General features: G+C 72.3%; 25 protein-coding genes. 7 read left to right on the plus strand and 18 right to left on the minus strand.

Annotation, left to right across the window (positions count from 1 at the left end; translation table 11 throughout):
• Nucleotides 1-11: 11 nt before the first annotated feature.
• The 9 genes from lepB (AB0B39_RS00145) to proS form a co-directional block, all read right to left on the minus strand.
• Nucleotides 12-647: a signal peptidase I gene (gene lepB, locus AB0B39_RS00145; protein WP_234584225.1), complete on the minus strand. Its 636-nt coding sequence runs from the start codon at nucleotides 645-647 to the stop codon at nucleotides 12-14.
• 10 nt (nucleotides 648-657) lie between these two features.
• Nucleotides 658-1,527, minus strand: coding sequence for a signal peptidase I (gene lepB / locus AB0B39_RS00150; RefSeq protein ID WP_357498037.1), 870 nt, complete (start codon nucleotides 1,525-1,527; stop codon nucleotides 658-660).
• A 181-nt stretch (nucleotides 1,528-1,708) separates the two neighbouring features.
• Entirely contained in the window at nucleotides 1,709-2,065 is a 357-nt protein-coding gene (gene rplS, locus AB0B39_RS00155; RefSeq protein ID WP_030335223.1) for a 50S ribosomal protein L19, read from the minus strand.
• A 143-nt stretch (nucleotides 2,066-2,208) separates the two neighbouring features.
• On the minus strand, nucleotides 2,209-2,982 hold the full coding sequence (trmD, locus tag AB0B39_RS00160; RefSeq protein ID WP_234584223.1) for a tRNA (guanosine(37)-N1)-methyltransferase TrmD: 774 nt from the start codon (nucleotides 2,980-2,982) through the stop codon (nucleotides 2,209-2,211).
• 11 nt (nucleotides 2,983-2,993) lie between these two features.
• Nucleotides 2,994-3,551: a ribosome maturation factor RimM gene (gene rimM, locus AB0B39_RS00165; protein WP_357573102.1), complete on the minus strand. Its 558-nt coding sequence runs from the start codon at nucleotides 3,549-3,551 to the stop codon at nucleotides 2,994-2,996.
• On the minus strand, nucleotides 3,551-3,811 hold the full coding sequence (locus AB0B39_RS00170; RefSeq protein ID WP_172862164.1) for an RNA-binding protein: 261 nt from the start codon (nucleotides 3,809-3,811) through the stop codon (nucleotides 3,551-3,553). The genes rimM and AB0B39_RS00170 overlap by 1 nt, the downstream gene beginning before the upstream one ends.
• Complete coding sequence (gene rpsP / locus AB0B39_RS00175) at nucleotides 3,786-4,262, minus strand: 30S ribosomal protein S16 (RefSeq protein ID WP_357573103.1); 477 nt, start codon at nucleotides 4,260-4,262, stop codon at nucleotides 3,786-3,788. The genes AB0B39_RS00170 and rpsP overlap by 26 nt, the downstream gene beginning before the upstream one ends.
• Nucleotides 4,263-4,492: 230 nt before the next feature.
• Nucleotides 4,493-5,140, minus strand: a complete 648-nt coding sequence (locus tag AB0B39_RS00180; RefSeq protein WP_357498043.1) for a DUF402 domain-containing protein — start codon at nucleotides 5,138-5,140, stop codon at nucleotides 4,493-4,495.
• Nucleotides 5,141-5,214: 74 nt separating this feature from the next.
• A complete protein-coding gene (proS, locus tag AB0B39_RS00185) occupies nucleotides 5,215-6,621 on the minus strand; it encodes a proline--tRNA ligase (RefSeq protein WP_357573104.1) in 1,407 nt (468 codons plus the stop codon).
• Between the two features lie 220 nt (nucleotides 6,622-6,841).
• Here proS and AB0B39_RS00190 point away from each other — a divergent pair, with 220 nt between their 5' ends.
• On the plus strand, nucleotides 6,842-7,447 hold the full coding sequence (locus AB0B39_RS00190) for a TetR family transcriptional regulator (protein WP_357498046.1): 606 nt from the start codon (nucleotides 6,842-6,844) through the stop codon (nucleotides 7,445-7,447).
• Nucleotides 7,448-7,791: 344 nt separating this feature from the next.
• Here the strand turns inward: AB0B39_RS00190 and AB0B39_RS00195 are convergent, their stop codons facing one another.
• The 9 genes from AB0B39_RS00195 to ftsY form a co-directional block, all read right to left on the minus strand.
• Nucleotides 7,792-8,871: an amidohydrolase family protein gene (locus tag AB0B39_RS00195; RefSeq protein ID WP_357573105.1), complete on the minus strand. Its 1,080-nt coding sequence runs from the start codon at nucleotides 8,869-8,871 to the stop codon at nucleotides 7,792-7,794.
• A 117-nt stretch (nucleotides 8,872-8,988) separates the two neighbouring features.
• Nucleotides 8,989-10,548 carry a signal recognition particle protein gene (gene ffh / locus AB0B39_RS00200; RefSeq protein ID WP_234590138.1) on the minus strand — a complete coding sequence of 520 codons (1,560 nt, stop codon included), beginning with the start codon at nucleotides 10,546-10,548 and terminating at the stop codon, nucleotides 8,989-8,991.
• 109 nt (nucleotides 10,549-10,657) lie between these two features.
• Nucleotides 10,658-11,314, minus strand: a complete 657-nt coding sequence (locus AB0B39_RS00205) for a response regulator transcription factor (RefSeq protein WP_234590136.1) — start codon at nucleotides 11,312-11,314, stop codon at nucleotides 10,658-10,660.
• Nucleotides 11,311-12,468, minus strand: a complete 1,158-nt coding sequence (locus AB0B39_RS00210) for a sensor histidine kinase (RefSeq protein WP_357573106.1) — start codon at nucleotides 12,466-12,468, stop codon at nucleotides 11,311-11,313. Before AB0B39_RS00210 ends, AB0B39_RS00205 begins: the two co-directional genes overlap by 4 nt.
• A gap of 84 nt (nucleotides 12,469-12,552) precedes the next feature.
• Nucleotides 12,553-14,829: a [protein-PII] uridylyltransferase gene (locus AB0B39_RS00215; RefSeq protein ID WP_357573107.1), complete on the minus strand. Its 2,277-nt coding sequence runs from the start codon at nucleotides 14,827-14,829 to the stop codon at nucleotides 12,553-12,555.
• Between the two features lie 16 nt (nucleotides 14,830-14,845).
• The gene (locus AB0B39_RS00220) at nucleotides 14,846-15,184 is read right to left on the minus strand and encodes a P-II family nitrogen regulator (protein WP_007456507.1); all 339 of its coding nucleotides are present in this window, start codon (nucleotides 15,182-15,184) and stop codon (nucleotides 14,846-14,848) included.
• A gap of 25 nt (nucleotides 15,185-15,209) precedes the next feature.
• On the minus strand, nucleotides 15,210-16,622 hold the full coding sequence (locus AB0B39_RS00225) for an ammonium transporter (RefSeq protein ID WP_234590132.1): 1,413 nt from the start codon (nucleotides 16,620-16,622) through the stop codon (nucleotides 15,210-15,212).
• A 276-nt stretch (nucleotides 16,623-16,898) separates the two neighbouring features.
• Entirely contained in the window at nucleotides 16,899-17,762 is an 864-nt protein-coding gene (locus AB0B39_RS00230; protein WP_234590129.1) for an aminoglycoside phosphotransferase family protein, read from the minus strand.
• 6 nt (nucleotides 17,763-17,768) lie between these two features.
• On the minus strand, nucleotides 17,769-18,959 hold the full coding sequence (gene ftsY / locus AB0B39_RS00235) for a signal recognition particle-docking protein FtsY (RefSeq protein ID WP_357573108.1): 1,191 nt from the start codon (nucleotides 18,957-18,959) through the stop codon (nucleotides 17,769-17,771).
• An 82-nt stretch (nucleotides 18,960-19,041) separates the two neighbouring features.
• Between ftsY and AB0B39_RS00240 the strand changes: the two genes are divergently transcribed.
• The 6 genes from AB0B39_RS00240 to AB0B39_RS00265 all read left to right on the plus strand — a co-directional run bounded on the left by AB0B39_RS00240 (nucleotide 19,042) and on the right by AB0B39_RS00265 (nucleotide 25,781).
• Nucleotides 19,042-20,754 (plus strand): alkaline phosphatase D family protein, encoded by a 1,713-nt coding sequence (locus AB0B39_RS00240; RefSeq protein ID WP_357573109.1) that lies wholly within the window; start codon nucleotides 19,042-19,044, stop codon nucleotides 20,752-20,754.
• Nucleotides 20,755-20,780: 26 nt separating this feature from the next.
• Nucleotides 20,781-21,221, plus strand: coding sequence for a MarR family transcriptional regulator (locus tag AB0B39_RS00245; protein ID WP_234590111.1), 441 nt, complete (start codon nucleotides 20,781-20,783; stop codon nucleotides 21,219-21,221).
• 142 nt (nucleotides 21,222-21,363) lie between these two features.
• Nucleotides 21,364-22,968, plus strand: a complete 1,605-nt coding sequence (locus tag AB0B39_RS00250) for an MDR family MFS transporter (RefSeq protein ID WP_234590099.1) — start codon at nucleotides 21,364-21,366, stop codon at nucleotides 22,966-22,968.
• 9 nt (nucleotides 22,969-22,977) lie between these two features.
• The gene (locus AB0B39_RS00255; RefSeq protein ID WP_234590097.1) at nucleotides 22,978-23,472 is read left to right on the plus strand and encodes a universal stress protein; all 495 of its coding nucleotides are present in this window, start codon (nucleotides 22,978-22,980) and stop codon (nucleotides 23,470-23,472) included.
• Nucleotides 23,473-23,517: 45 nt separating this feature from the next.
• Nucleotides 23,518-24,039, plus strand: a complete 522-nt coding sequence (locus AB0B39_RS00260) for a DinB family protein (RefSeq protein ID WP_234590094.1) — start codon at nucleotides 23,518-23,520, stop codon at nucleotides 24,037-24,039.
• A 197-nt stretch (nucleotides 24,040-24,236) separates the two neighbouring features.
• A complete protein-coding gene (locus AB0B39_RS00265; protein WP_357573110.1) occupies nucleotides 24,237-25,781 on the plus strand; it encodes a N,N-dimethylformamidase beta subunit family domain-containing protein in 1,545 nt (514 codons plus the stop codon).
• The last annotated feature ends 35 nt before the right edge of the window (nucleotides 25,782-25,816 follow it).

The raw sequence follows: 25,816 nt of genomic DNA on the forward strand, positions 1-25,816 counted from the left end.
CCCCGCCGGTTCTACGGCTTGGGAATGCCGTCGAACTGATCGGGCACCGTCAGCCAGGTGGCCCGGTTGACGGGCCAGAAGACGGTGAACGCCCGCCCGACGACCTCGCCCTCGGGGATCGTGGCCTCGGTGATGTTCTGCCCGGACTGCTGCCAGTGCTCCAGCGAGTCACCCGAGGCCGACCGGTGGTCGCCCATCACCCACAGCCGACCCTTCGGCACCGTGATGTCGAACTCCTGGTCGGCCGGCTTGTCGCGGACCCCGTCGATCGAGAAGATGTACGGCTCGTCGAGCGACCTGCCGTTGATCATCAGGCGTTCCTGCGCGTCGCAGCAGACCACGTGGTCGCCGCCGACGCCGATCACCCGCTTGATGAAGTCCTCACCGTCGGGGTTGCCGCTCCACTCGGTGGGCGCCTTGAAGACGATTACCTCGCCGCGGTGCGGTGACCGGAAGTCGTAGACCAGCTTGTTGACCAACACGCGGTCATCGATCTTGAGAGTGTTCTCCATGGACGGAGAGGGGATGAAGAAGGTCTGCAGCACGAAGGCGCGGACCAGCACCGCGACCAGGATCGCCACACCCAGCAGGATCGGCAGCTCCTTCCAGAAGGAGCTGCGCGGCTTGTCGGTCTGCTCGTCAATCACGCCAAGGAGCCTACGTTGCCGGGCCGGACGGCACCGTCCGGAACGCGCGGGAACCCCTCAGCGCGGCCGCCAACGGGAGAATCAGCAGCACACCGCCCTGCGGGGACGGACGGACCGGGGGCGCCCCGGAGGAGGCGGCGGCCGGCGCGGCCACGTCGTCGAAGGTCGACGGCACCGACAGCGCGGCCCAGCGTGACGACGGCCAGACCACCATGAACGCCCGGCCGACCACGTTGTCGATCGGCACCGGGCCCTGGCAGCGCGCGTCCTGGGAGACCTCGCGGTGATCGCCCATCACGAAGATCTGCCCCGGGGGTACGACCACCTCGTCGAAGCGCCGGGAGCGGCACTCCTGCGGATTGGGTGGCAGATCCAGCGGGGAGTTGCGCAGCACGTACGGCTCGTCGAGCGGAGTCCCGTTCACGGTGACCCGGCCCTGGGAGTCGCAGCACTTCACCCGGTCACCGGGCAGGCCGATCACCCGCTTGATGAAGTCCTTCTCGCCGGGACGGCTCACCCCGACCAGGTCCCCGACGGTGCGGCCGACCTTGCCGACGAAGCCGGGCTCCGGCTGCTCGTCGACCTGCGGCGCCCAGCGGTCGGTGCCCCGGAACACCACCACCTCGCCGCGCACCGGGTCACGGACGTCGTAGACGACCTTGTTGACCAGCACCCGGTCGCCGATCAGGAGGGTGTCCTCCATCGAGCCGGACGGGATGAAGAACGCCTGGAGCAGGAATGTGCGGATCAGCACCGCGAGGCAGAACGCGACCACCAGCAGCAGTGGAAGTTCCTGCCAGAGCGGCATCTGGCGGCGGCCGCGGCGCACCCGCCGGCGCCACGGATCGACGGTGCCGTCCTCGTCAAGCGTCTGCACCACGCCACTCCCCGGTCCGCAGAAACACCACCGCCCGGGAGCCTCGTCGAGGCTCCACGGGCGGTAGTGGACAGCTGCCCGCCACAAAGGCGGGGTCGCCGCCTGGCTGCGCCCGTACGACCAGGGTAGTGCGGTCTGGGCGGTACGGCATACGCGCAGCTCAGGCGGCGTGGCGAGCGGGAAGTCAGCTGGGCTGCTTCTCCCGCTTCTCCTTGATCTTGGCCTTCTTGCCGCGCAGCTCGCGCAGGTAGTAGAGCTTGGCGCGACGCACGTCACCGCGGGTCACGACCTCGATCCGGTCGATGCCCGGGCCGTTGAGCGGGTAGGTCCGCTCGACACCGACACCGAAGCTGACCTTGCGGACCGAGAAGGTCTCGCGCAGACCGTCACCCTGGCGGCGGATCACGACGCCCTGGAAGATCTGGACACGGGACCGGTTGCCCTCGACGACCCGCGCGTGCACCTTGACGGTGTCACCGGCACGGAAGTCGGGAAGGTCGGTCCGCTTCGACTGGGCGTCAAGGGCGTCCAGGATGTTCATCGCTGCGTCCTCGTAAGGCTCACGGCGCACCGTCACTCGGTGCGCGGGTGGGTGATTCTGATTCCCGGGTGGTGATCGGCGGGCCGACCCCGGTCGGGGATCCTCGCAGCCGCCCGCGGGCGCGGACGGATGCGGCAACCCCCCTACTTTGCCACATCCCCCGGCGGCGGCTGAAATCCGGCCCGCTCCAGCGCCGCGATGTCCCGTTTGTCGAGCCGCTCGGGCGGCAGCGCGGCCAGCAGGTCCGGACGCTGGGCCGCGGTCCGCAGCAGCCCCTCCTCGCGCCGCCAGCGCGCGATCTTGCCGTGGTCGCCGGAGCGGAGCACCTCCGGGACGTCGTGCCCGCGCCAGCTCGGCGGCTTCGTGTAGATCGGTGCCTCCAGCAGCCCGTGCGCGTGCGACTCCTCGTCCAGCGAGCCGGCGTTGCCCAGCACCCCGGGCAGCAGGCGGGTGACCGCCTCCAGGATGACCAGCACCGCGACCTCGCCGCCGAAGAGCACGTAGTCGCCGAGCGACACCTCGGTGACCGGCATCCGGGTGGCGGCGTGCGCCAGGACCCGCTGGTCGATCCCCTCGTACCGGCCGCAGGCGAAGAGCAGGTGCGGCTCGGCGGCCAGCTCGTGCGCCATGGCCTGGGTGAACGGGACACCCGCCGGTGACGGCACGAGCAGCCGGGGCGGCGGGGCCTCGGCCGGGGCGAGCGCGTCCAGCGCCGCACCCCACGGCTCCGGCTTCATCACCATGCCGGGGCCGCCGCCGTAGGGGGTGTCGTCGACAGTGCGGTGCACGTCGTGGGTCCAGGTCCGCAGGTCGTGCACGGCGAGCTGGAGTACGTCGTTGGCCCGGGCGCGGCCGATCAGCGACAGGTCCAGTGGGGCGAAGTACTCCGGAAAGATCGACACGACGTCGACGCGCATGCGGGTTGGTCCTAAAGATCGAGCAGGCCGGCCGGCGGGTCGACGATCACGCGTCCACCGGCCAGGTCGACCTCCGGGACGATCGCCCGGACGAACGGGATCAGCGCGGTACGCCCCTCGGGGCGCCGCAGCACCAGCAGGTCGGACGACGGCGCGTGGTCGATCCGGGCGACCTCGCCGAGGCGCTCACCGGCCGGGGTGACCACGGCCAGACCCACCAACTGGTGGTCGTGGAACTCCTCCGGGTCCTCCGGAGGCTCCACGTCGGCGCTGTCCACCACGAGCAGGGTTCCGCGCAGCGCCTCCGCGGTGTCGCGGTCCAGGATGCCGTCGAAGGCGACGAGCATCCGACCCTGGTGGAACCGGGACTCCTCGATGGTCAGCTCGGCGGGCACCCGGAACGGCACGCCCGGCCCGTTCGCCGGCGCGGGCGGCGGGACCGCCCCGGGTTCGGTGCGCAGCACCGAACCCGGGGCGAACCGTGCTTCGGGTTCGTCGGTCCGCACTTCCACGGTGACCTCCCCGCGGACACCGTGCGGCTTGCCGATCCTTCCGACGACGAGCTGCATCAGTACGAGTCGACGATGTCGACGCGTACCCCGCGCCCGCCGATGGAGCCGATCACCTGACGCAGCGCCTTGGCGGTCCGGCCGGACCGCCCGATCACCGTGCCGAGGTCCTCGGGGTGCACGCGGACTTCCAGCCGCTTGCCCCGACGGGAATCGACCATCCGGACCCGGACGTCATCCGGGTGGTCGACGATGCCCTTGACCAGGTGCTCCAACGCCGGACGCAGAGGCATGTCAGGCCTGCTCACCGGCGTCGGCAGCGGCAGCGGGGGCCTCGGCCGCCGGGGCCTCGGCCTTCGGGGCCTCGGCCGGAGCCTCAGCGGCCTTGGCGGCCTTCTTGGCCGGCTTGGCCGGGGTCTCCGGGGCGAGCCCGGCGGCGGCCTTCGCCTCAGCCTCGTACGCCGCCTTGCGGTCGGCCTTCTCGGCGGCGACCTTGAGCGGCGGCGGGGCCGGCAGGCCCTTGTACTTCTGCCAGTCACCGGTCAGCTCCAGCAGCCGCTGCACCGCCTCGCTCGGCTGAGCGCCGACGGACAGCCAGTACTGGACCCGCTCCGACTTGACCTCGATGATCGAGGGGTCTTCCTTGGGCTGGTAAACCCCGACGAACTCGATCGCCCGGCCGTCGCGCTTGGTGCGCGAGTCGGCGATGACGATGCGGTACTGCGGGTTGCGGATCTTGCCCATCCGCAGGAGCCGGATCTTTACGGCCACAGTTGTTTCGCTCCTGTTGCGATCTCACCAGCCCGCTGTGGGCGGTGTGCGTGGGTGAGCGCCGACCGGACCCGTGGGGTTGGGCCGGAGACTACTCGGTGGACTAGCGACGTGCCCGGGTTAGAGGGCGCCGGACGCGCGCCGGATACCAGCGACCCATTCTGCCAGATCCGACGCCGATCTCTCGCATCGGACCCGGACACCGCGTCACCGGTGACCCGGAACACCTCTCAGCGCACCGGCGGACGGTCCCACCCGGGCGGAAGTTCGTCCGGTACGTCCCACTGGGCCGGCGGGGTGAAATCGCACCAGGTGCCGTCGAACGGGAACCGGCCCGCCTCGGCGAGCGCGATCACCCGCTCCCCCTCGGCGCGGACCGCCTTCTCGTCGGTCACCCAGTAGTCGTCCGGGAAGGCGAGACGCTCGACGAACTCGTCCTCGTCCTTCCACTCCCAACTGAGGTCCGGACGCACCACCACGTCGAGGTCCTGGTCCACCACGTCGACGCCGGCCACCGGGCCGTCGTCCCAGCGGACACCGGGCTCCTCCAGGTTGACGTACCAGTGGGCGAACCTGCCCTGCGCGTCCCGGAACCACCACACGGAGTGCGCCGCCCCGGTGGGCAGGAACTTCAGCAGCGGAGGGCCGTTCCAGCGGCCGTGCGCCAGCCGGTACGACGACGAGATCCACTGGGCGAACGGCATCGCCCGCATGCCCAGCCCCGCCTCGGTCACCTCGTGGGCCACCGGCGAGTCCCGCGCGATCCACACCAGCAGACCCCGCTCGTCGTCGCTTACCACGCGACCCGGCCGGACCCACCCGATCCGACCGTGCCGCACGTTGCGGTGCATGATCAGCCGACCCGGCGCGAAGCGCACGGCAGCACCTCCGGGCTGTTAGCGGGGGCCCTTTCCTCGACCACGGGCGTCAGGAAGGGGCCCTTCCTGACGCCTCAGTAGGCGCGGGCGAGGATGGCGACCAGGTCGGGCTCGTCCTCGGAGTCCGGCACCGAGCCGTCGGCGCGCAGCAGGCAGCGCACCGTCACGCCCTGGCCGTTCGCCTCGGCCTCGCCGGCCACGCCGACCGCCGACCACGGCACCTTGGCCCAGCCGGTGGCCGCCGCCTCGATCGCCTCGGCCAGCGTCGACACCTCGACGGTGCGCGACTGGCGGTGCGCGAGGGCCTGGTCGTGCAGCACCTGCTGGTCGGCCTCCAGTGCGGCGAGGACCGCGCCGACCACGTCGGCCACCGCCGTCGGGGACTTCGACCCGTCGGTACGACGGACCACCGTCGCGTTGCCGACGGCCAGGTCGCGGGGGCCGACCTCGACGCGTACCGGATAGCCGCGCAGCTCGGCGTCGACGGCCCGGCGGCCGAACGCGGTGTCGGTCCGGTCGTCGAGCGCGACCCGGACACCGGCGTCGCGCAGGCCGTCGCGCAGCTTGGCCGCCGCCTCGCCGACGCCCTCGCCATCCTTGACGATCATGATGTACGCCTGGATGGGGGCCAGCCGCGGCGGCACCCGCAGGCCGTTGTCGTCGCCGTGGGCCATGATCAGGCCACCGAGCATCCGGGTCGACGTGCCCCAGGAGGTCGTCCACGCGTGCTCGCGACCGCCCTCCTTGGCGGAGTAGCTGATGTCGAACGCCTTGGCGAAGTTCTGGCCCAGCTCGTGGCTGGTGCCCAACTGGAGCGCCTTGCCGTCGCCCATCATGCCTTCGCAGGTGTACGTGGCGGTGGCCCCGGCGAAGCGCTCACGGGTCGTCTTCAGGCCCACCACCACCGGGATGCCGAGCACGTTCACCATCAGATCCTCGTACGCCTCGTGCAGGATCCGCCGCGCGTAGGCGCGGGCGTCCTCACGGGTGGCGTGCGCGGTGTGCCCCTCCTGCCAGAGGAACTCGCTGGTCCGCAGGAAGATCCGCGGGCGCAGCTCCCACCGGACCACGTTGGCCCACTGGTTGAGCAGCAGCGGCAGATCCCGGTACGAGTCGATCCACTTGGCCATGAACTCGCCGATCACCGTCTCGCTGGTGGGGCGCACCACCACCGGCTCGGCGAGCTGCTTGCCGCCACCGTGGGTGACAACCGCCAGCTCCGGCGAGAAGCCCTCGACGTGCTGGGCCTCGCGCTTGAGGTAGCTCTCCGGGATGAACAGCGGGAAGTACGCGTTCTCCGCGCCGGCCGCCTTGATCCGGGCATCCATCTCGGCCTGCATCCGCTCCCAGATGGCGTAGCCGGCGGGGCGGATGACCATGGTGCCGCGGACCGGGCCGTTGTCGGCCAGCTTCGCCTTGGCGATCAGGTCCTGGTACCAGCGGGGGAAGTCCTCCGCACGGGGAGTGAGCACGCGTGCCATGACCGCACATCCTATGCGCCGCGCGGGTCCCCGCCGCGCCCGGGAGGCGCCGCGCCGCGCGACCGGTGCTGGGCGGGGCGCGCAGCCCGCCCTTGCCGGGGCGCGGCGGGCGCTGGGCGGGGGCGGGCAGCGGGCGCTGGGCAGGGTGGCGGGCCGCCCTTCGCGGGGCGCGCAGCGGGCGCTGGGCGGGGCGGCGAGCCACCCGTAGAATTCGACCACCATGACTGCGACCGACTCACCACGCCAGCGACTGCGGGACACGATCGTGGACGCCGCCCGCGCACGGACCATCGCCGCCGGCTGGGACGCGGTCCGCATGGGCGGCGTGGCCACCACGGCGGGGGTCAGTCGGCAGACCGTCTACAACGAGTTCGGCAGCAAGGCGGGCCTCGCCGAGGCGCTCGCCCGACGCGAAGTGGACCGGTTCGTCGGCGACGTCCGGGAGGCGCTGCTCGCGCACGGTGCCGACGTACGGGCCGGCGCGTACGCCGCGATCGCCCACACCCTCGCCACGGCGGCCGACAACCCGCTGGTCAAGGCCATCCTCACCAGCGCCCGGGGCGGCTCGGACGAACTGCTCCCGTACCTCACCACCCGGGCCGAGGTGGTCCTCACCGAGGCGTCCGGCGCGCTGATCGAGTGGGCCGGTGACCACCTGCCGGGAGCGGACCAGGCAGCGTTGGCATTCGCCGCAGACACGATCGTCCGTCTGGTGGTGAGCCACATCGTGCTCCCGCGATCCCCGATCGACCAGACCGCCGCGGCCCTGGCCGACCTGGCCGTGCACCTCTTCGCCGCCGCCGCGACCACCCGCCCGCCCCGCTGACGCTCCCACGTCGTCGTACGCGAACCGTCGCGCCCGCACGCACCTCCGCCCCCGGCCTGCCACGCCCACGCCCCATGCCCCACGCCCCACGCCCCACGCCAAGATCCGCACAACATCAGTGATGTTGCTGCCTCCCGCGAGCGTGAGGCAGCAACATCAGGGAAGTTGCGCGGATCTTCCCTCGTCGCCCTCTCCGCCCGACAAGATCGTGCTCGATCCTGGTTCCAGTGGCATCCCCACGACGCCGAGGCCACTACTTCCTGGATCCAGCACGATCTTGCGGCGCGACCCAGCGCGGCGCGGCCCCGCGCGGCCGGCGCGAGGTCAGCGCGGCCGGCGCGGGGTCAGCGGAGGACTCGGCCGCGCAGGATCGTGCGGGACGGGGCACGGACGACGCGGAGGTCGTGGCGGGGGTCTTCGGGGTAGACGGTCAGGTCGGCGAGGCCGCCCTCGACCAGGCCGGGGAAGCCGAGCCATTCGCGGGCGCCCCAGGATGCGGCGGCGAGCACGTCGATCGGTGCCATGCCGGCGCGCTCGTGCAGCAGCAGCATCTCCTCGGCGGCCAGGCCGTGGTCGATGCCACCACCGGCGTCGGTGCCCACGTAGATCGGCACGCCTGCCTCGTGTGCGGCGCGCACCACCTCGGGGAAGCGGTCGCGCAGCGCGAGCATGTGCTTGGCGTAGCCGGGGAACTTGCCCCGCGCCTGCTCGGCGATGCCCCCGAAGGTGGCGATGTTGATCATTGTGGGGACCAGCGCGGTGCCCTGACGGGCCATCTCGTCGATCAGGTCGAGGCTCAGCCCGGTGCCGTGCTCCACCGAGTCCACCCCGGCCCGCACCATGATCTCGACGGCCGATTCGGAGAAGGTGTGCACCGCGGCGCGTACCCCGGCGTCGTGCGCGGCCCGTACGGCGGCGGTGAGGGTGTCGGCGTCCCAGGCTGGCGCGAGGTCGCCCACGCCCCGGTCGATCCAGTCGCCGACCAGCTTCACCCAGCCGTTGCCGGCCCGGGCCTGCGCGGCCACCGTCGCGGCCACCTCGGCCGCGCCGACCTCGACGCCGATGTCGCGCAGGTAACGCTTCGGGGGCGCGACGTGCCGGCCGGCGCGGGCCAGCCGTGGCAGGTCCGGTTCGTCGTCGAGTTCGGGGTACGGGTACGGCGACCCGGCGTCCCGGATCGCCAGCACCCCGGCGTCCCGGTCGACGTGGGCCAGCTCGCGGGCCTGGTCGAGGGACGTGATCGGGGCGCCACCGCGGGCGATGCCGATGTGGCAGTGCGCGTCGACCAGCCCCGGGAGGACGAACCCGCCGTCGACCACCGTCTCCGCACCGGGCACCGGGGTGAAGGTGACCCGGTCGCCGACCAGCCAGAGATCCCGGACCTCGTCGTCGGGGAGCAGCACACCGCGCACATGAAGAGCCATGCGCACAGTCCTACCCGATCAGCCCTCCTCGGCGACGAGCAGGTCGTTCCTCCGAGCGGTCAGGGCCGGCCACGTCCACCGAGAACCTCCCACGTCGCCCGCCGTCACCGACACGCGTCAGCGCGGGCCCTTGTCGCCGCCCTTGCCGAGCTTGTTGAAGTCGATCTTCGGGAGCTTGAAGCCGGGCGGGAGGCCCTGGCCGCCAGCGAGGTCGTTCGGGTCCATCCCCGGCGGGAGCTGCGGCATGCCACCCGGGAAACCGCCCGGGAGCCCGGCGCCGGCGCCCGTACGCGGACGACCGCCACCCTTGGTGCCCTTGCGCTTGTTCTTGGGGGACTTCGTCGCCTTGCGGCGGCCACCACCGGGCAGGCCCATCATGCCGCCCATCTGCTTCATCATCTTCTGCGCGTCGGCGAAGCGGTTGAGCAGCTGGTTGACGTCCATGACGGTGACCCCGGAGCCGTTGGCGATGCGCGCCCGGCGGGAACCGTTGATGATCTTCGGGTTGGTGCGCTCGCCCGGGGTCATCGACCGGATGATCGCGGTGACCCGGTCGAAGTGGCTGTCGTCCAGCTCGGCAAGCTGGTCCTTCATCTGCCCCATGCCCGGCATCATGGCCAGCACGTTGGCGATCGGGCCCATCCGCCGCACCGCGATGAGCTGGTCGAGGAAGTCGTCGAGCGTGAACTGCTCGCCGCCCATCAGCTTGGCGGTCATCTTCTCCTTCTGATCCGAGTCGAAGGCCTGCTCGGCCTGCTCGATCAGAGTGAGGACGTCGCCCATGCCGAGGATCCGGCTGGCCATCCGGTCGGGGTGGAAGACGTCGAAGTCCTCCAGCTTCTCGCCGGTGGACGCGAACAGGATCGGCTGCCCGGTCACCTCGCGCACGGAGAGCGCGGCGCCACCACGGGCGTCGCCGTCGAGCTTGGAGAGCACCACGCCGGTGATGCCGACGCCGTCGCGGAACGCCTCGGCGGTGCGGACGGCGTCCTGACCGACCATCGCGTCGATGACGAAGATGACCTCGTCGGGTGAGACGGCGTCGCGGATGTCGGCGGCCTGCTGCATCATCTCGGCGTCGATGCCGAGTCGGCCGGCGGTGTCGACGATGACGATGTCGCGGGCGGCGCGCTTCGCGTGCTCGATCGAGGCGCGGGCCACCTGCACCGGGTCGCCGGTGCCGTTGCCGGGCTCCGGGGCGTACACCTCGACGCCGGCCCGGCCACCGAGCACCTGGAGCTGCCCGACGGCGTTGGGGCGCTGGAGGTCGGCGGCGACCAGCAGCGGCTGGTGTCCCTGGCCCTTGAGCCAGCGGGCCAGCTTGCCGGCGAGGGTGGTCTTACCGGAACCCTGGAGGCCGGCCAGCATGATCACCGTGGGCGGCTGCTTGGCGAACTGGAGCCGCCGACCCTCGCCGCCGAGCACGTTGATCAGCTCTTCGTTGACGATCTTGATGATCTGCTGGGCCGGGTTGAGCGCCTGGGAGACCTCGGCGCTGCGGGCGCGCTCCTTGACGGCCGCGATGAAGCCCTTGACCACCGGCAGCGCGACGTCCGCCTCCAGCAGCGCGAGGCGGATCTCGCGCGCGGTGGCGTCGATGTCGGCGTCGGTGAGCCGTCCCTTGCCGCGGAGCTTGGTGAAGATCCCGGACAGGCGGTCACTCAAGGTGTCAAACACGCGAACATCCCGTTTGTCAGTGTTCCGGCGGGCACAACGCGGCCGGCACTGCGGAGTCCGGCCACCGCTAGGGTAGCCGCCCCGCCGCACGGCCGCTGGCGGCCCGGCCTCACCCCGAGACCAAGCCCGATTGGTACGCGAAGACGACGAGCTGGGCCCGGTCCCGGGCTCCCAGCTTGCCCATGGCCCGGCTGACGTGGGTCCGCGCGGTCGCCGGGCTCACTACCAGCCGGGCGGCGATCTCCTCGTTGTTCAGGCCCTCCCCGACCAGGCCGACGACCTGGCGTTCCCGGTCGGTGAGGGTGTCCAGCCGCGGGTGCGGACGGGGTGCCCTCGACGGCCGGGTGGCGAACTCCCGCACCACCCGCCGGGTCACCGACGGCGACAGCAGCGCCTCCCCCTCGGCGACCAGGCGGATGGCGCGCAGCAGCTCCGGCGGCCGGGTGTCCTTGGTGAGGAACCCGCTCGCGCCGTGCCGCAGCGCGTCGAAGACGTACTCGTCCAGCTCGAAGGTGGTGAGCACCACCACCCGCGTGCCGGTCAGCTCGGGGTCGGCGACGATCCGGCGGGTCGCCTCGATCCCGTCGATGCCCGGCATCCGGATGTCCATCAGCACCACGTCCGGCCGCACCTGACGGGCCAGCTCCACCGCCCGCAGCCCGTCGGCCGCCTCACCGGCGAGCGCAAGGTCGTCCTCGCTCTCCACCAGCGCGCGCAGCCCGAGGCGGACCAGGTCCTGGTCGTCGGCGATCAGCACCCGGATCACGCCGGCGGCTCCACGGGCAGCCGGGCCCAGACCCGGAAACCGCCGTCCGGGCGCGGTCCGGTGGTCAGCCGTCCGCCCAGCGCGGCCACCCGCTCGCGCATACCGGCCAGACCGTGCCCTCCGGTCCGGTCGTCGGCCGCGTCGAACGGGCCGGCGGCGACACCGACGCCCCGGTCGGTGACCTCGACCGTCACCTCGTCGGCCCGGTAGCCGACGGTCACCTCGGCGCTGCTCACCCCGGCGTGCCGCAGCACGTTGGTGAGCGCCTCCTGCACCACCCGGTACGCGGCCAGGTCCACCGCCGCCGGCAACTCCCGAGGGTCGCCCTCGCGGCGCACGTCGACGGCGAGACCGGCGCCGGCCAGCCGGTCGCACAGCGCCGGGAGCCGGGCCAGCCCCGGCACCGGTTCGCGCTCCGCGCCCCGGCGCACCGCGCCCAGCGTGACCCGGAGCTCGTCCAGCGCCTCCCGACTGGTACGACCGATCGCGGTCAGCGCGACCTCCGCCTGCTCCGGTCGTTTCGGCAGCAGGTGAAGGGCGATCTCCGCCTGCATGCTGATCGCGGCCAGCCCGTGCCCCACCACGTCGTGCACCTCCTGAGCGATGCGCAGCCGCTCCTCGTCGGCCTGCCGGCGGGCCTGCTCGACACGTTCGCGGGCCTGTTCGGCGCGGCTGCGGGCGGCGGCCTCGCGGTTGACCCGTACGACCACGCCCGCAGCGAAGGGTACGACCGCCCAGGCCGACGCGGGGAGCACTCCGGCCCAGCCCAGCGACGGGCCCCGGGACCAGAAGACGTGCGCCAGCAGCACCACGAACGCGCCGGCGGTGGCGAGCGCCGCCGGGCGCACCGGCAGCCGCAGGGCCACGGTGTAGGCCGCGACCAGGAAGGTGAGCAGGATCGGCCCGTACGGATAGCCGAGCACCAGGTACGTCGTGGTGGCCACGGTGACGACGGCGAGGGTGCCCACCGGGGCGTAGCGGCGGCCGACCAGCGCCAGCGCGGCGACCGCCATCACCACCCTGCAGAACGCGTCCACGGGTCTCGACCCCGGCTGGTTGGCTCCCGCGAACCCGGTGGTGAGCTGCGCGAACCCGAGCAGGGCCAGGGCGAGCACGGCGTCACCCAGCCACACCCGCCGCCCGTTCCATCGCATGGCCGTCATTCTGCCCGCGCCGACGCCCCCTGACGTGCGTCCACGAGCGGCACCGTCGCTACGCCCCGGGGCGTACCCGTCCCCTCATACGGCGGCGAGGACGGCGGCCTCCAGGCGGGCCCGGGTGGCGTCGTCGGGCCAGCCACCCACCAGGTAGAAGGCGTCGACCACGTCCGCGCCGAGGGTGGAGATGCGCGCGGCGCGGACCAGGGCTCCCGCCTCGTCGAGAGCGCAGGCGACCCGGTAGAGCAGCCCGGCGGCGTCGGCCGCGCGCAGTTCGAGCAGCACGGCGTCGGTGGCGGCCTCGCGGTGCCAGACGACCCGGGGAGCGGCGCCGCTGCCCCGGGCGGCGAGCGCACGGCCGCGCAGCCGTTGGGTGACGGACACGTCGCCGGCGACCGCCCGACGCAGGTCGGCGCGCAGCGGGACCGGATCGGCCGGCAGGCCGTAGCGGGGTTGCACGCGGCACTCGACCAGGGCCCGGCCGTCGACCACCGAGGCGTCGGCGGAGAGCACCTCCAGTCGGTGCAGGGCGAGGCAGCCGGCCACCGTGGCGAGCAGTCCGCGCCGGTCGGCGGCGGCCACCGCCACCCGGTCCCCGGTGAGGTGCACGACCGGCAATGGCCCGGCCAGCAGCGCCGGATCCGGCGCGGGTGGCTCGGGCAGCACGCCGGTGTCCAGGGCGGTGCGGACGCGGGCGACCAGTTCGGCGACCAGTCGTCCCTTCCAGTCCGACCAGGCGGCCGGGCCGGTGGCCGCGGCGTCCGCGCGGACCAGCGCGTGCAGCAGGTCGAGCGTGCCGGTGTCGCCCACCGCCTCGGCTACCGACGCGATCGTGACCGGGTCGGCGAGGTCCCGGCGGGTGGCCACGTCGGGCAGGAGCAGGTGCAGCCGGACCAGCGTGCCGATCAGCTCGACCTCCGCGGCCGGCAGCCCGACCCGGGTCGCCACCGTCTCGGCGAGCGGCACCCCGACGGTGCTGTGGTCACCGGGCAGGCCCTTGCCGATGTCGTGCAGCAGGGCGCCGAGCAGCAGCAGGTCGGGGCGGTCCACCTCGCGGGCGTGCCGGCTGGCCTCGTGGGCGGCCTGCACGAGATGCCGGTCCAGGGTGTAGCGGTGCACCGGGTTGTGCTGGGGCAGGCTGCGCAGCCTGGTCCACTCGGGCAGCCAACCGTCCACCAGCCCGTACCTGTCGCAGGTCTCCCAGGCCGGCACCAGGCCGGGACCGGCGCCCAGCAGCGTGGTCAGCGCGGCCCGGGCCTCGGGCGGCCAGGGCGCGGGCAGCGGGGGGCAGTACGCCGCCAGCCACTCGCAGGTGGCCCGCGCGATCGGCAACCGGGTGGTGGCCGCCGCGGCGGCCACCCGCAGCGACAGGCTCGGGTCGGGGCGCGCGCCGATCGCCGTCCGGGCCAGCACCAGCTCGCCGTCGTGCTCGACCACGTCCCGGGCCACCGGCCGGCGCACGGGAGCGCCGTTCCCGCCCCGGGAGCGGCCGGAGCGCAGCCGGTCGGCGGCGCGGAAGGCGTCGTCGAGAGCGTGGCTGACCGTGCGGGCGTCCCCGGCCACCCGACGCAGGAGGGCGTCGCCGTCCTCCAGGGCGAGCAGCGCGGCGACGCCGTCGCGTTCCTGGGCGACCAACCGGTCGACCCGGCGACCGACCTGCTGGTGCAGCGCGTCGCGGGTGTCCAGCAGGCGCAGGTGGGCGGCGCGGACGGCGGGGCGCAGCGCGTCGGTGATCCCCGCGGCGGAGATGGCGCGCAACAACCCCACGTCGCGCAGCCCGCCGGCGGCCTCCTTCAGGTCGCCTTCGAGGAGGAAGGCCAGCTCGCCGTGCGCCTGCCAGCGGGCGGCGGTGACCTCCCGCAGGCCCGGCAGCTGGCGGACGGCGGTACGCCGCCAGTGGTCGGCGGCGGTGCGGATCAGGGCGTCGGCGAGCGCCTGGTCGCCGACCACCAGGCGGGCGTCGAGCAGCCCGAGGGCGACCTTGACGTCGTCCTGGGCCACCGACAGCGCCTCGGAGACGGTCCGCACGGAGTGGTCCAGGCGCAGGCCGGCGTCCCAGATCGGGTACCAGACCGAGGCCGCCAGCTCGTCCGTGCCGGGCACCCCGGCGTGCAGCAGCACCAGGTCGAGGTCGCCGTAGGGGGCGCACTGCCGCCGCCCCAGACCCCCGACGGCCATCAGCGCGACCCCGTCGCGCGCGGGCAGCAACCCGCGCAGAAACTCGTCGTACGCGGCCGCGCGCGCCCGACGGGCGGGCTCCCCGATCCCCCCGGGTACGCCGACGACCTCGTTGATCAAGAGGTTCGCGTCGCCGTTCCCGGCGTGCCCTGACGCGTTCTTCCTGATCAACGAGGTCATGTCGTCGTGGCCCGGATCAGAGGGCGTCGAGGCCGCGCTCGCCGGTACGCACCCGGACGACCTCCTCGACACCGGTGACCCACACCTTGCCGTCGCCGATCTTGCCCGTGCGGGCGGCACCGACGATGGCGTCCACGATCTTTTCCACGTCGATCTCGTCGGTGAGCACCTCGACCCGGATCTTGGGCAGGAACTCGACCGTGTACTCGGCACCCCGGTAGACCTCGGTGTGCCCCTTCTGCCGTCCGTACCCCTGAACCTCGCTGACGGTCAGCCCGGCCACGCCCAGGGCGTGCAGAGCCTCCTTCACCGCGTCCAGCTGGTACGGCTTGATGACCGCGGTCACCAGCTTCATGTCCAACCCCTCCATCTAAGGAACGTTAACCGGCGACCTTGGCGCTGACCGGCTCGGTGGACTCCGCCTCCGGCGCGGCGCCGCTCGGCGCTGCGCCACCAGGGGTGCCGATGCCGGCCATCGCGAACGCGCTACCCGTGCCGCCGCCGGCCGGGGACAGGTCGTAGCTGCTCTCGGCGTGCTCGGCGATGTCGATGCCCTCGACCTCGGCCTCACCCTTGACGCGGAAGCCGATCGTCTTCTCGATGACGAAGGCGAGCACCCAGGCGATGCCGAACGACCAGGCGGTGACGATCAGGCCGGCGAGGGCCTGCCGACCGAGCTGGGTCGCGCCGCCGCCGTAGAAGAGGCCGTCGGAGGCGCCCACCACGTCGCTGATCGCGGCGTTTACCGAGTTGGTGGCGAACAGGCCGAGCCAGAGCGAGCCGATCCAGCCACCGACGAAGTGCACGCCGACCACGTCGAGGGAGTCGTCGTAGCCGAGCCGGTACTTGAGGCTGACCGCGAGCGCGCACACGACCCCGGCGACGATGCCGAGCAGGACGGACGCCCACGGGGCGATGAAACCACAGGCCGGGGTGATCGCGACCAGGCCGGCGACCGCGCCGGACGACGCGCCGACCATTGTCGGCTTGCGGTCCTTGACCCACTCGACAGCGATCCAGCCGAGCACCGCGGCGGCGGTGGCGAGCTGGGTGTTGATGAAGGCGAGACCGGCGACCGAGTCGACGGTCAGCTCCGAGCCGGCGTTGAACCCGAACCACCCGAACCACAGCAGACCGGCGCCGAGCGCGACCAGCGGGATGTTGTGCGGCTTCATGCCCTCGCGGGGCCAGCCGAGCCGCTTGCCGAGCACCAGCGCCACGGCCAGGGCCGCCGCACCGGCGTTGATGTGCACCGCGGTGCCACCGGCGAAGTCCAGCGCGTGGATGTCACCGCCGATGATGCCGCCGCCCCACACCCAGTGGGCGACCGGGAAGTAGACGAGCGTGGCCCAGCCGAACGCGAACAGCAGCCAGCCGGCGAACTTGGCCCGGTCGGCGATGGCGCCGCTGATCAGCGCGACGGTGATCACCGCGAAGACCATCTGGAAGGCCATGAACACGTAGAGCGGAATCCCGATGCCGCTGGGGTTTTCCGTCGTGGCGCCCCACAGGTCGGTCTCGGCGAGGAACGTCTTGGTGCCGAGGTACGCGCCCGGGTCACCCCAGAAGCCGTTCACGTCGGTCCCGAAGGCGACGCTGAAGCCGTAGAACCACCACAGAACAGAGATGAGCCCGATAGCGGAGAAGCTCATCATCATCATGTTGAGTACGCCCTTGGCCCGGTTGAGGCCGCCGTAGAACAGCGCCAGTCCGGGGGTCATGAGCAGCACGAGCGCGGTCGAAACCAGCAGCCACGTGGTATTGGCGCCGTCGATCGTCGGTGCTTCAGGCACGCTGGCCTCCTAAAGGTGAAGTCCTCCTTCGCGGCTTTCCGGGGCAGCGTCGCCCGTAGGCCGGTTGCGCGGAAGCCTCGCGGCCGGCTGTTTCACCCAGGGTCCCGTGCGGGTTTCCGTTTCGTGACGGGTTGTTTCGTACGTGTCACGGAGTCCGCACAGTCAGCAGCATGGACGAAGGTGGATCGACCGGACGTCGAGCGTCGATGGCTGACCGGTCAGCGGCATCGACCGGTGCGCTTGAGAAGCCCGGCCGAGCATCGGCCGGCAGCGCGCTCAGCGGAGGGCGTTCTCCAGGGCGTGCCGCTCGTAGTCGAGCAGCCGCAGGTCGCGCATCGGCCGCCGCAGGTGGCCCTTGTGCACGATCCGCACGAACGCCGGCTCACCGGCGGCGGCCATCCGGCGGATGCCCTCGACGTGGTCGACGATCCGCTTGCGGATGGTGCGGATCAGCCGGTGCCTGTCGCGCGGGATCAACCCGTACGCGTCGGCGAAGAGGCGCAGCCGGCGCGGCCGGTCGGGATGCTTCCAGCCCAGCGTGATCGAGTCCCGGTCGGCGAAGATCGGCACCCACGTCCAGGCGGCGTACGCCACGTCGTAGATGCGGGCGCCGGGCGAGGCGAGGTCGAAGTCGATCAGCCCGAGCGTGCCGTCGGGCCGCCAGATGACGTTGTGCGGGGCGGCGTCGTGGTGGCAGATCACCTCGGTGTCCGGCGGCGGCGGCCCGAACGAGCGCCAGACCGCCCCCGGCGGCGGAGCGAAGCCGTACTGTGCGTCGTGGAACATCCGCAGCATGGTGGCGACGGTGACCAGCGCCTCGTCGGTCACCCAGTGCGGGGCGAGGGGGTATTCCCCGCACTCCCCCTCCAGGTACGACAGCACCTCCCGGTTGCGCTCGTCCATCCCGAGCGCCCGGGGTGCGCCGGTGAACCCGACGTACTCCAGGTGGCGCAGCAGGGCGTGCACGGACGGGGTCCACGGCCCGGCGTTACGACGGACCGTGTCACCGACCCGGACGACGGTGCTCACGTTGCCGCCGTGCAGCGGGATCTCCTGCGAAGTCACGTACGGTCTCCCGAGGCGCTGCGAAGGGTGGCCGGGGTCGCGCCAGCCCGCGTACGCGCGATCGTCAGTGGTCACCCGAGACTACGCGTCCCGTGCGGCCGGCTCGGTGCCCAGCAGCGCGTCGACGAACTGCGCCGGGTCGAACGGAGCGAGATCGTCCTTGCCCTCACCGAGGCCGACGAGCTTGACCGGGATGCCGAGCTTGCGCTGCACGGCGATCACGATGCCGCCCTTCGCGGTGCCGTCGAGCTTGGTCAGCACCACACCTGTCACGTTGACGACCTCGGTGAAGACCCGGGCCTGCTCCAGACCGTTCTGGCCGGTCGTGGCGTCGAGGATGAGCAGCGTCTCGTCGATGGGCCCCTGCTTCTCCACCACGCGCTTGACCTTGCCCAGCTCGTCCATCAGGCCGATCTTGTTCTGCAGGCGGCCGGCGGTGTCGATGAGCACGGTGTCCACGCCGGTGTCGATACCCCGGCGGACCGCGTCGAACGCCACGCTGGCCGGGTCGGCTGCCTCCGGGCCGCGGACGGTCTCGGCACCGACCCGTTCGCCCCAGGTCTGCAGCTGGTCGGCGGCGGCGGCCCGGAAGGTGTCGGCGGCGCCCAGCAGCACGGTCCGGCCGTCGGCGACCAGCACCCGGGCGATCTTGCCGCAGGTGGTGGTCTTGCCGGCGCCGTTGACGCCGACGACCAGCACGACCGCCGGCACGCCGTCCTTCGGGGCGGTGCGCAGCGAACGGTCCATGCTGGGGTCGAGGGCGTTGACCAGCTCGGCGGCGAGCAGCGCGCGCAGCTCACCGGCCGAGCGGGTGCCCAGCACGCGGGTCTGCTCGCGCAGCCGGTCGACGATGTCGCGGGTCGCGTCGACGCCGACGTCGGCGGTGATCAGACTGTCCTCGATCTCCTCCCAGACGTCCTCGTCGAGGTGGTCGCGGGCGAGCAGGCCGAGCAGGCCCTTGCCGAAGACGTTCTGCGAACGCGACAGCCGCGAGCGGAGCCGGACCAGGCGGCCGGCGGTCGGCTCGGGCACCTCCACGGTCGGGGCGGGCGCCTCGATGACCGGTGGGGGCTCGACCAGGACACCGGTGGACAGATCGGACTCCGGTGCCTCGACCGGCGGGCCGGCGAGATCCTCCTCGGCACGGGTGTCGACCTCGGTGCGCGCAAGCGGGGGCTCGGGCCGCCGCCGCAAGCGCGGCACGACCAGCCCGACTGTGCCGGCGATCAGCACACCGAGCAGGACCAGAGCGAGGACGAGATATTCGGCCATGCCGGAATCCTGTCAGATGCCGGCGGCGGCGTCCCAGCCACCGCACCCGGCCGGTCTCACGAACCGGCGGTAGGCTCGCCGCATGCCCGCCGCACACCTCCTGATCGGCCCACTTCTGCGGCGAGTGGTCGACACCCGGGCGACGATCTGGGTGGAGACCGCCGCGCCCGCCGTGGTCACCGTCCGCACCGCCCACGGCGCCACCGGCACCGCACCCACCTTCTCGGCGTACGACCACCACTACGCCCTCGTCGTGGTGGAGGGGCTCACCCCGGACAGCACGACGACCTACGAGGTGCTGGTCGACGACGAGCTGGTCTGGCCGGTGGAGAGCAGCGGCTTTCCGCCCAGCGTGATACGCACCCGGGCGGTCGACGACCGGGACCAGCCGGTCAGTCTGATCTTCGGTTCGTGTCGGGAGACCACCCAGCACGCCACCACCCGCAAGCTGCCGCCGGACGCCCTGGACGCGTACGCCCGTCGGTTGATGGCCGACCCCGAGTCGAACCCGCTGCCCGACCTGCTGGTGCTGCTCGGTGACCAGGTCTACGCCGACGAGACCTCGCCGACCGTGCGGCGACTGCTGCGCCGGCGCCGGCGGCGGCCCAAGGGCGCCCCGGCCGACCAGGTGGTGAGCTTCGACGAGTACACCAAGCTGTATCTGGAGTCGTGGCGCGATCCGGAGATCCGCTGGCTGCTCTCCACAGTGCCGAGCGTGATGATCTTCGACGACCACGAGATCATCGACGACTGGAACACCTCCGCGTCGTGGCGTGCCGAGATGCGCGAGCAGCCGTGGTGGGCCGAGCGGATCGGCAGCGGGCTGGCCTCGTACTGGGTCTACCAGCACCTGGGCAACCTCTCCCCGGACGAGATCGCCGCCGACCCGGTCTTCGCCAAGGTCGCCGCCGCGGAGGACGCCACAGGCGTGCTGCGCGAGTTCGGGCACCGGGTCGACCAGGAGTCCGACCTGGCGCACGACACCGAGCGCTGGCGTGCCGTGCAGTACCAGTGGAGTTACGCGATCGACCTGGGGCGCACCCGGCTGGTCATGCTCGACAACAGGTGCAGCCGGGTGCTCGAGCCCGGCAGCCGGGCGATGCTGCCGCCGGGTGAGTGGTCGTGGTTCCTCGACCAGGCGCACGGCGTCTACGACCACCTGGTGGTGGGCGCCTCGCTGCCCTGGCTGCTGCCCCAGGGCATCCATCACATCGAGGCGTGGAACGAGAAGCTGGCCGACTCGCGCCGGCCGTGGGTGGCCCGCGGGGCCGAGAAGCTGCGCCGGGCCCTCGACCTGGAGCACTGGGCGGCGTTCCGGCGTTCGTTCGAGGCCCTCGGGGAGACGTTCGCCCGGATCGGCACCGGCACCCCGAGACAGTCCGGCGCCCGGGTCGGCGCCGGGCCGGCGTACGCCCCACCGGCGTCGATCAGCGTGCTCTCCGGTGACGTGCACCACTCGTACGTGGCGCGGGCCCGGTTCGCCGATCCCGCGGTGGTCACCCCGGTGCACCAGCTCACCTGCTCACCGATCCACAACCAGGTGCCGGCCGGCATCCGTCCGCTGATGCGGCTGGGCTGGTCGTCCGGGCCGGCGGGCGCCACGCGGGCGCTGGCCCGCGCGGCGGGTGTCCGACGGCCGGGGGTGCGCTGGCGCAAGCTGGCCGGTCCGTACTTCGGCAATGCCGTCGCCACCCTTACCCACCGGGGTCGGCGGGCCGAGGTGATGATCGAGGGCACCACGAGCGACGGGCACCTGCGTCAGGTGATGAGCCGCCGCCTCTCCGGCGACGACTGACCGGGCCTCGCCGTACTCTCTTCCCCGTGGACGAGCACCTGCCGGAGCCGATCCGGGCTGTCGAGCACGAGCTGACCGCGTTGCTGCGCCGGGGACGGGCGGTTTCGTGGGAAATCGCCCGGGAGGTGCACCCGACCCTCGAACCGAACACGTACGGACTGCTGCTCTGGTTACGGCGCAGTGGATCAATCCGGTTGACCGAGCTGGCGGCGCGGCTCGGCGTGGGCAAGGGGACGCTGAGCCGGCAGATCAACGGGCTGGAGGCGCTCGGTCTGGTGCACCGCGACCCCGACCCGAGTGACCGGCGGGCGGCGCAGATCAGCCTCACCGAGGAGGGCCAGCGCCGGTTCGACGTCGCCCGGTCCGCCCGCCTGGGCGAGTTCCTGCGTGCTCTGGACGACTGGCCGGCGCGGGACGTCGAGGAGTTCGCCCGGCTGCTCGGTCGGTTCAACGAATCCTGGAGATGATCTCCGACGACGGGGAATGCGGTCGCCGTCCGCCCAGTTGTTGCTTGAGGCAACCAAACGTACGGTTGCCTCAGGCAACTCCCAGGCGGGTACCGCCCTGCGGCCCGCCCACCATCTCTACTCCGCTCGGAGGCAGTAAACGATGAGCCAGGCGACAGCGTCACGGGCGCCCGCCGTCGACATGACCCACCGGCAGATCCTGGAGGCTCTCTCCGGCCTGCTGCTGGGCATGTTCGTAGCGATTCTCTCCTCCACGGTCGTCTCGAACGCGCTGCCGCGCATCATCACCGAGTTGCACGGCGGCCAGTCCGCGTACACCTGGGTGGTCACGTCGGCTCTGCTCGCGACGACCGCGACCACCCCCATCTGGGGCAAACTCGCCGACCTGACCAGTAAGAAGACACTTGTCCAGCTCTCCCTGGCGATCTACGTCCTCGGCTCGGTGCTGGCCGGCGCCGCGCAGGGCACCGGCGAACTGATCGCGTGCCGGGTGCTCCAGGGCGTCGGCGCCGGCGGCCTCACCGCCCTGGCCCAGGTGATCATGGCGACGATGATCGCGCCGCGCGAGCGGGGCCGCTACAGCGGCTACCTCGGCGCCGTGATGGCCGTCGGCACCATCGGCGGACCGCTGATCGGCGGCGTCATCGTCGACACCTCGTGGCTCGGCTGGCGCTGGTGCTTCTACGTCGGCGTGCCGTTCGCCATCGCCGCGCTGGTCGTACTCCAGAAGACCCTGAAACTGCCGGTGGTCAAGCGCAAGGCGCAGATCGACTGGTGGGGCGCCACCCTGATCACCGCGGCCGTGTCGGTGCTGCTGATCTGGGTCTCCCTCGCCGGCGACCAGTTCGCCTGGGCCTCCTGGCAGACAGTCGTCATGGTCCTCGGCGCTCTGCTCCTCGGCGCGCTCGCCGTCCGGGTCGAGACCCGGGCAGCCGAGCCGATGATCCCGCCGCGGCTGTTCCGCAACCGCACGATCAGCCTCGCCGTCGTCGCCAGCATCGCGGTGGGCGTGGGCATGTTCGGCGCGTCGATCTTCCTCGGCCAGTACTTCCAGATCAGCCGGGGCGAGAGCCCGACCATGTCCGGCCTGATGACCCTGCCGATGATCCTCGGCCTGCTGGTCGCCTCGACGGTGGGTGGACGCATCATCACGAGGACCGGCCGCTGGAAGCGGTTCCTGGTGCTCGGCTCGGCGCTGCTCACCGTCGGCTTCGCGCTCATGGGCACGCTGCGCGCGGACACCAGCTTCACCCTGCTCAGCGTCTACATGGTGCTCATCGGCGTCGGCCTGGGCCTGACCATGCAGAACCTCGTCCTCGCCGTGCAGAACACCGTCGGCCCGCACGAGCTGGGTGCCGCCAGCTCGGTGGTGGCGTTCTTCCGCAGTCTGGGCGGCGCGATCGGCGTCTCGGCCCTCGGCGCGGTGCTCGCCCACAAGGTCAAGGACTACACCGCAGACGGGCTGTCCCAGCTCGGCATCCGGGCGTCCAGCTCCGGCAGCGGCGGTACCCTGCCCGACGTGCACACCCTGCCCGGTCCGCTGCGCGCGGTGGTGGAGGGCGCGTACGGCCACGGCGCCGGCGACATCTTCCTGGCCGCCGCCCCCTTCGCGCTGATCGCGCTGATCGCCGTGAGTTTCATCAAGGAAGTGCCGCTGCGGCAGCACAACGGCAGCCCGGTTTCCGCTGCGGCCGACGGGGAATCGAACCTCGTCTCCGGCGCGGTCCGGACCGGCGAGCAGAGGTGAGGTAGAACCATGAGCGTGGGAGCGCCGGACCGCGAGGAGTACGGCCCTCGGATCAGCCCGCTGCCCTTCGAACGGGGCACGGACGGCCCGCGGGTGGTCATGGTGGGGGTGGACGGCACCCGTACCTCCGCGCGGGCCGGCGCCTACGCCGCCGGGCTGGCCCGCCGGCAGGGCGCCGCCCTGGTGGTGGTCTTCGTCAGCTCGGCGAGCGGGCTCACCGCGCTGGTGCCCGGCATGGACGCCGGCGCGGTCCAGCGCACCTACGACGAGTTGGCCGACGAGCTGCGCCGCGAGTGCCGGCGTGGGGCCGAGCAGTTGGGCATCCCGGTGACCTTCCTGTGCCGGCGCGGCGACGCGTTCGCCGAGCTGTGCGCGGCGGCCGACGAGTTCCAGGCCGACATGGTGGTCGTGGGGGCGTCCGAGCAGGCCGGTCACCGGCTGGTCGGCTCGGTCGCCACCCGGCTGGTCCGCAAGGGTCACTGGCCCGTCGTCGTGGTGCCCTGATTAACCCGTCGCGGATCGTCAGGGGTGCCGGGCAGGATGCCCGCCATGACGTGGACCGCACCGGAGATCACCCGGACCCCCGAACCGTACGTCGGCGACGAGCGCACCATGCTCGACGGCTGGCTCGACTACCACCGGCAGACGCTGCTGCTCAAGTGCGCCGGCCTGACCGGGGAGCAGTTGCGCACGCCGAGCGTGCAACCCTCCGGCCTGACCCTGCTCGGCCTGGTCCGACACCTCGCCGAGGTGGAGGCCTGGTGGTTCCGGGAGAACTTCGCCGGCCAGCCTGTCGACTACCCGTACTTCACGCCGGAGACGCCGGACGCCGACCACGACGTCAGCGCCGCGGACGCCGAGGCGGACTTCGCCACCTTCCACCGGGAGGTGGCGCTGGCCCGCGAGGCCGCGGCCGGCCGTTCCCTGGACGAGACCTTCGTCGAGGTCAGCGGGAAGAAGCGCACCTTCAACCTGCGCTGGGTGTACGTGCACATGATCGAGGAGTACGCCCGGCACAACGGCCACGCCGACCTGATCCGGGAACGCATCGACGGCACCACCGGCGAGTGAACCCGTTCGGCGGACAACGCCCACCGAACGGCTGCCCGCCGGCGCCGATCCTCCATCATTGACGATCTTCTGCAACGCGCCGCAGACCTGAATCGTCATCCTGCCGAACGGGTTGTGGCCGGATCCGTTCCCGCCACCGACGCCCCCTCTACGGCCGCGGCGCGGATCACCGGGCCGCATACACGGGGAGCGGGACCATGGTTGGCAGAGGCGAGATCAGGCACACCCGGAGAGCGACGCTGGGCATTCTCGGGGCGGTCGGGGCGGTGATACTGGACTCGGGCTGTCAGGTCCGCCCGCCGGCCGCCACCGCCCCGCGTGTCGACCCCAACTACGTGGGCGATCCGACCGGCCCGGGCCCGGCCACCCCGCTGCTGCGCGCCGCCGGGTCGCCGCCAGTCGTCGTGGAGAACGCCCGGCCGGGCGCCAGCGGATTCCGCCTGACCGGGCACCGGTTCGCCACGGACAGGGGCGGCGAGATCGCCGGCTACGTCCACGCGACCAGCGTCGCGCCCGGCGAGGAACTGCGGTTCCAGGTCTCGGTCGCCCGACCTCAGCGGTACCGGATCACCATCTTCCGGGTCGGCCACTACGACGGTCGCGGAGCCCGGCAGGTGGCGGTCAGCCCGTGGCTGGACGGGTCTCCCCAGGCCGCACCGACGGTCGACCCAGCGACCGGCGCGGTGCGATGCGGGTGGCGCACGCAGTGGCGACCGACCGTGGCACCGGACTGGACGAGCGGGCTCTACCTGGCACTGCTCGCCAGCGCCACCGGCCATCACCAGTGGATCCCGTTCGTGGTACGCGACCCTGGGCACGCCCGCGGTGCTCTCGTTGTCCTGCCCACCAGCACCTGGCAGGCGTACAACTGCTGGCCGGAGGACGGGCGGACGGGGGCCAGCCTCTACTACGGCTTCGACAGCGCGGGGCAGATCACCACGAAGCACCGGGCCCGGGCGGTCAGCCACGACCGGCCGTACGCCGGCAACGGCGTCCCGGCGCTCGCCGACCACGACATCGGGTTCGTTCAGTGGGTGGAAGGTCAGGGAATCGACGTGGCATACGCCACCAGCGAGGACCTGCACACCGGGCGGGTGGACCCGGCCCGTCACCGGGCGGTCGTCTTCCCGGGACACGACGAGTACTGGTCGACACCTATGCGCGAGGCGGTCGTCACGGCCCGCGACGGCGGCACCAGCCTGGTCTTCCTCGGCGCCAACAACTGCTACTGGCGGATCGGTTACGGCGCGGACGATCACGACGACCGCTTGGTCCGGTGCGCCAAGGAGAAGACGCCGGCGTCCGGCCCGCTACCGCTCGGCATCATGTGGCGGTCGGCGGGCCACGCGGAGCAGCAGTTCATCGGGGCGCAGTACGTCAGCGTGGTGGACGGCTACGCCCCGCTGGTGGTCCGCGGCAGCCGACACTGGTTCTGGGCGGGCACGGGCGTCCGGGACGGCGACCTGATTCCCGAGGTCGTGTGGGGCGAGGCCGACCAGTGCATGCCCGGCTTCGCCGAGCCCCCGGCGGCGGAACGCACTCTGCTGGCCGAATCACCCTTCCGGCGCGACGGCGCACCCCAGCGGCAGCAGAGCCAGCTCTACCGGACCACGTCCGGGGCCTGGGTGTTCGCCGCTGGCTCGCTGGGCTGGACTCGTGCGCTCGCCGACCCGCGACTGGCCCGGGCCACCGTCAACCTGCTGAGGCGGGTGGTCACCGGTGAAGCGCGCACTTCGACGTAGTGACGCCGACACTCAAGGGCGACTCGGAGCCCGGC

It is taken from the genome of Micromonospora sp. NPDC049114 (assembly GCF_040648635.1).
Classification (GTDB): domain Bacteria; phylum Actinomycetota; class Actinomycetes; order Mycobacteriales; family Micromonosporaceae; genus Micromonospora.

What these genes read in the sequence shown, in the direction of transcription:
- rplS (WP_030335223.1), bottom strand. Translation starts at nt 2,065, where the DNA reads ATGAACATCCTGGACGCCCTTGACGCCCAGTCGAAGCGGACCGACCTT.
- trmD (WP_234584223.1), bottom strand. Translation starts at nt 2,982, where the DNA reads ATGCGCGTCGACGTCGTGTCGATCTTTCCGGAGTACTTCGCCCCACTG.
- rimM (WP_357573102.1), bottom strand. Translation starts at nt 3,551, where the DNA reads ATGCAGCTCGTCGTCGGAAGGATCGGCAAGCCGCACGGTGTCCGCGGG.
- proS (WP_357573104.1), bottom strand. Translation starts at nt 6,621, where the DNA reads ATGGCACGCGTGCTCACTCCCCGTGCGGAGGACTTCCCCCGCTGGTAC.
- AB0B39_RS00190 (WP_357498046.1), top strand. Translation starts at nt 6,842, where the DNA reads ATGACTGCGACCGACTCACCACGCCAGCGACTGCGGGACACGATCGTG.
- AB0B39_RS00195 (WP_357573105.1), bottom strand. Translation starts at nt 8,871, where the DNA reads ATGGCTCTTCATGTGCGCGGTGTGCTGCTCCCCGACGACGAGGTCCGG.
- AB0B39_RS00210 (WP_357573106.1), bottom strand. Translation starts at nt 12,468, where the DNA reads ATGCGATGGAACGGGCGGCGGGTGTGGCTGGGTGACGCCGTGCTCGCC.
- AB0B39_RS00215 (WP_357573107.1), bottom strand. Translation starts at nt 14,829, where the DNA reads ATGACCTCGTTGATCAGGAAGAACGCGTCAGGGCACGCCGGGAACGGC.
- AB0B39_RS00220 (WP_007456507.1), bottom strand. Translation starts at nt 15,184, where the DNA reads ATGAAGCTGGTGACCGCGGTCATCAAGCCGTACCAGCTGGACGCGGTG.
- ftsY (WP_357573108.1), bottom strand. Translation starts at nt 18,959, where the DNA reads ATGGCCGAATATCTCGTCCTCGCTCTGGTCCTGCTCGGTGTGCTGATC.
- AB0B39_RS00240 (WP_357573109.1), top strand. Translation starts at nt 19,042, where the DNA reads ATGCCCGCCGCACACCTCCTGATCGGCCCACTTCTGCGGCGAGTGGTC.
- AB0B39_RS00250 (WP_234590099.1), top strand. Translation starts at nt 21,364, where the DNA reads ATGAGCCAGGCGACAGCGTCACGGGCGCCCGCCGTCGACATGACCCAC.
- AB0B39_RS00255 (WP_234590097.1), top strand. Translation starts at nt 22,978, where the DNA reads ATGAGCGTGGGAGCGCCGGACCGCGAGGAGTACGGCCCTCGGATCAGC.
- AB0B39_RS00260 (WP_234590094.1), top strand. Translation starts at nt 23,518, where the DNA reads ATGACGTGGACCGCACCGGAGATCACCCGGACCCCCGAACCGTACGTC.
- AB0B39_RS00265 (WP_357573110.1), top strand. Translation starts at nt 24,237, where the DNA reads ATGGTTGGCAGAGGCGAGATCAGGCACACCCGGAGAGCGACGCTGGGC.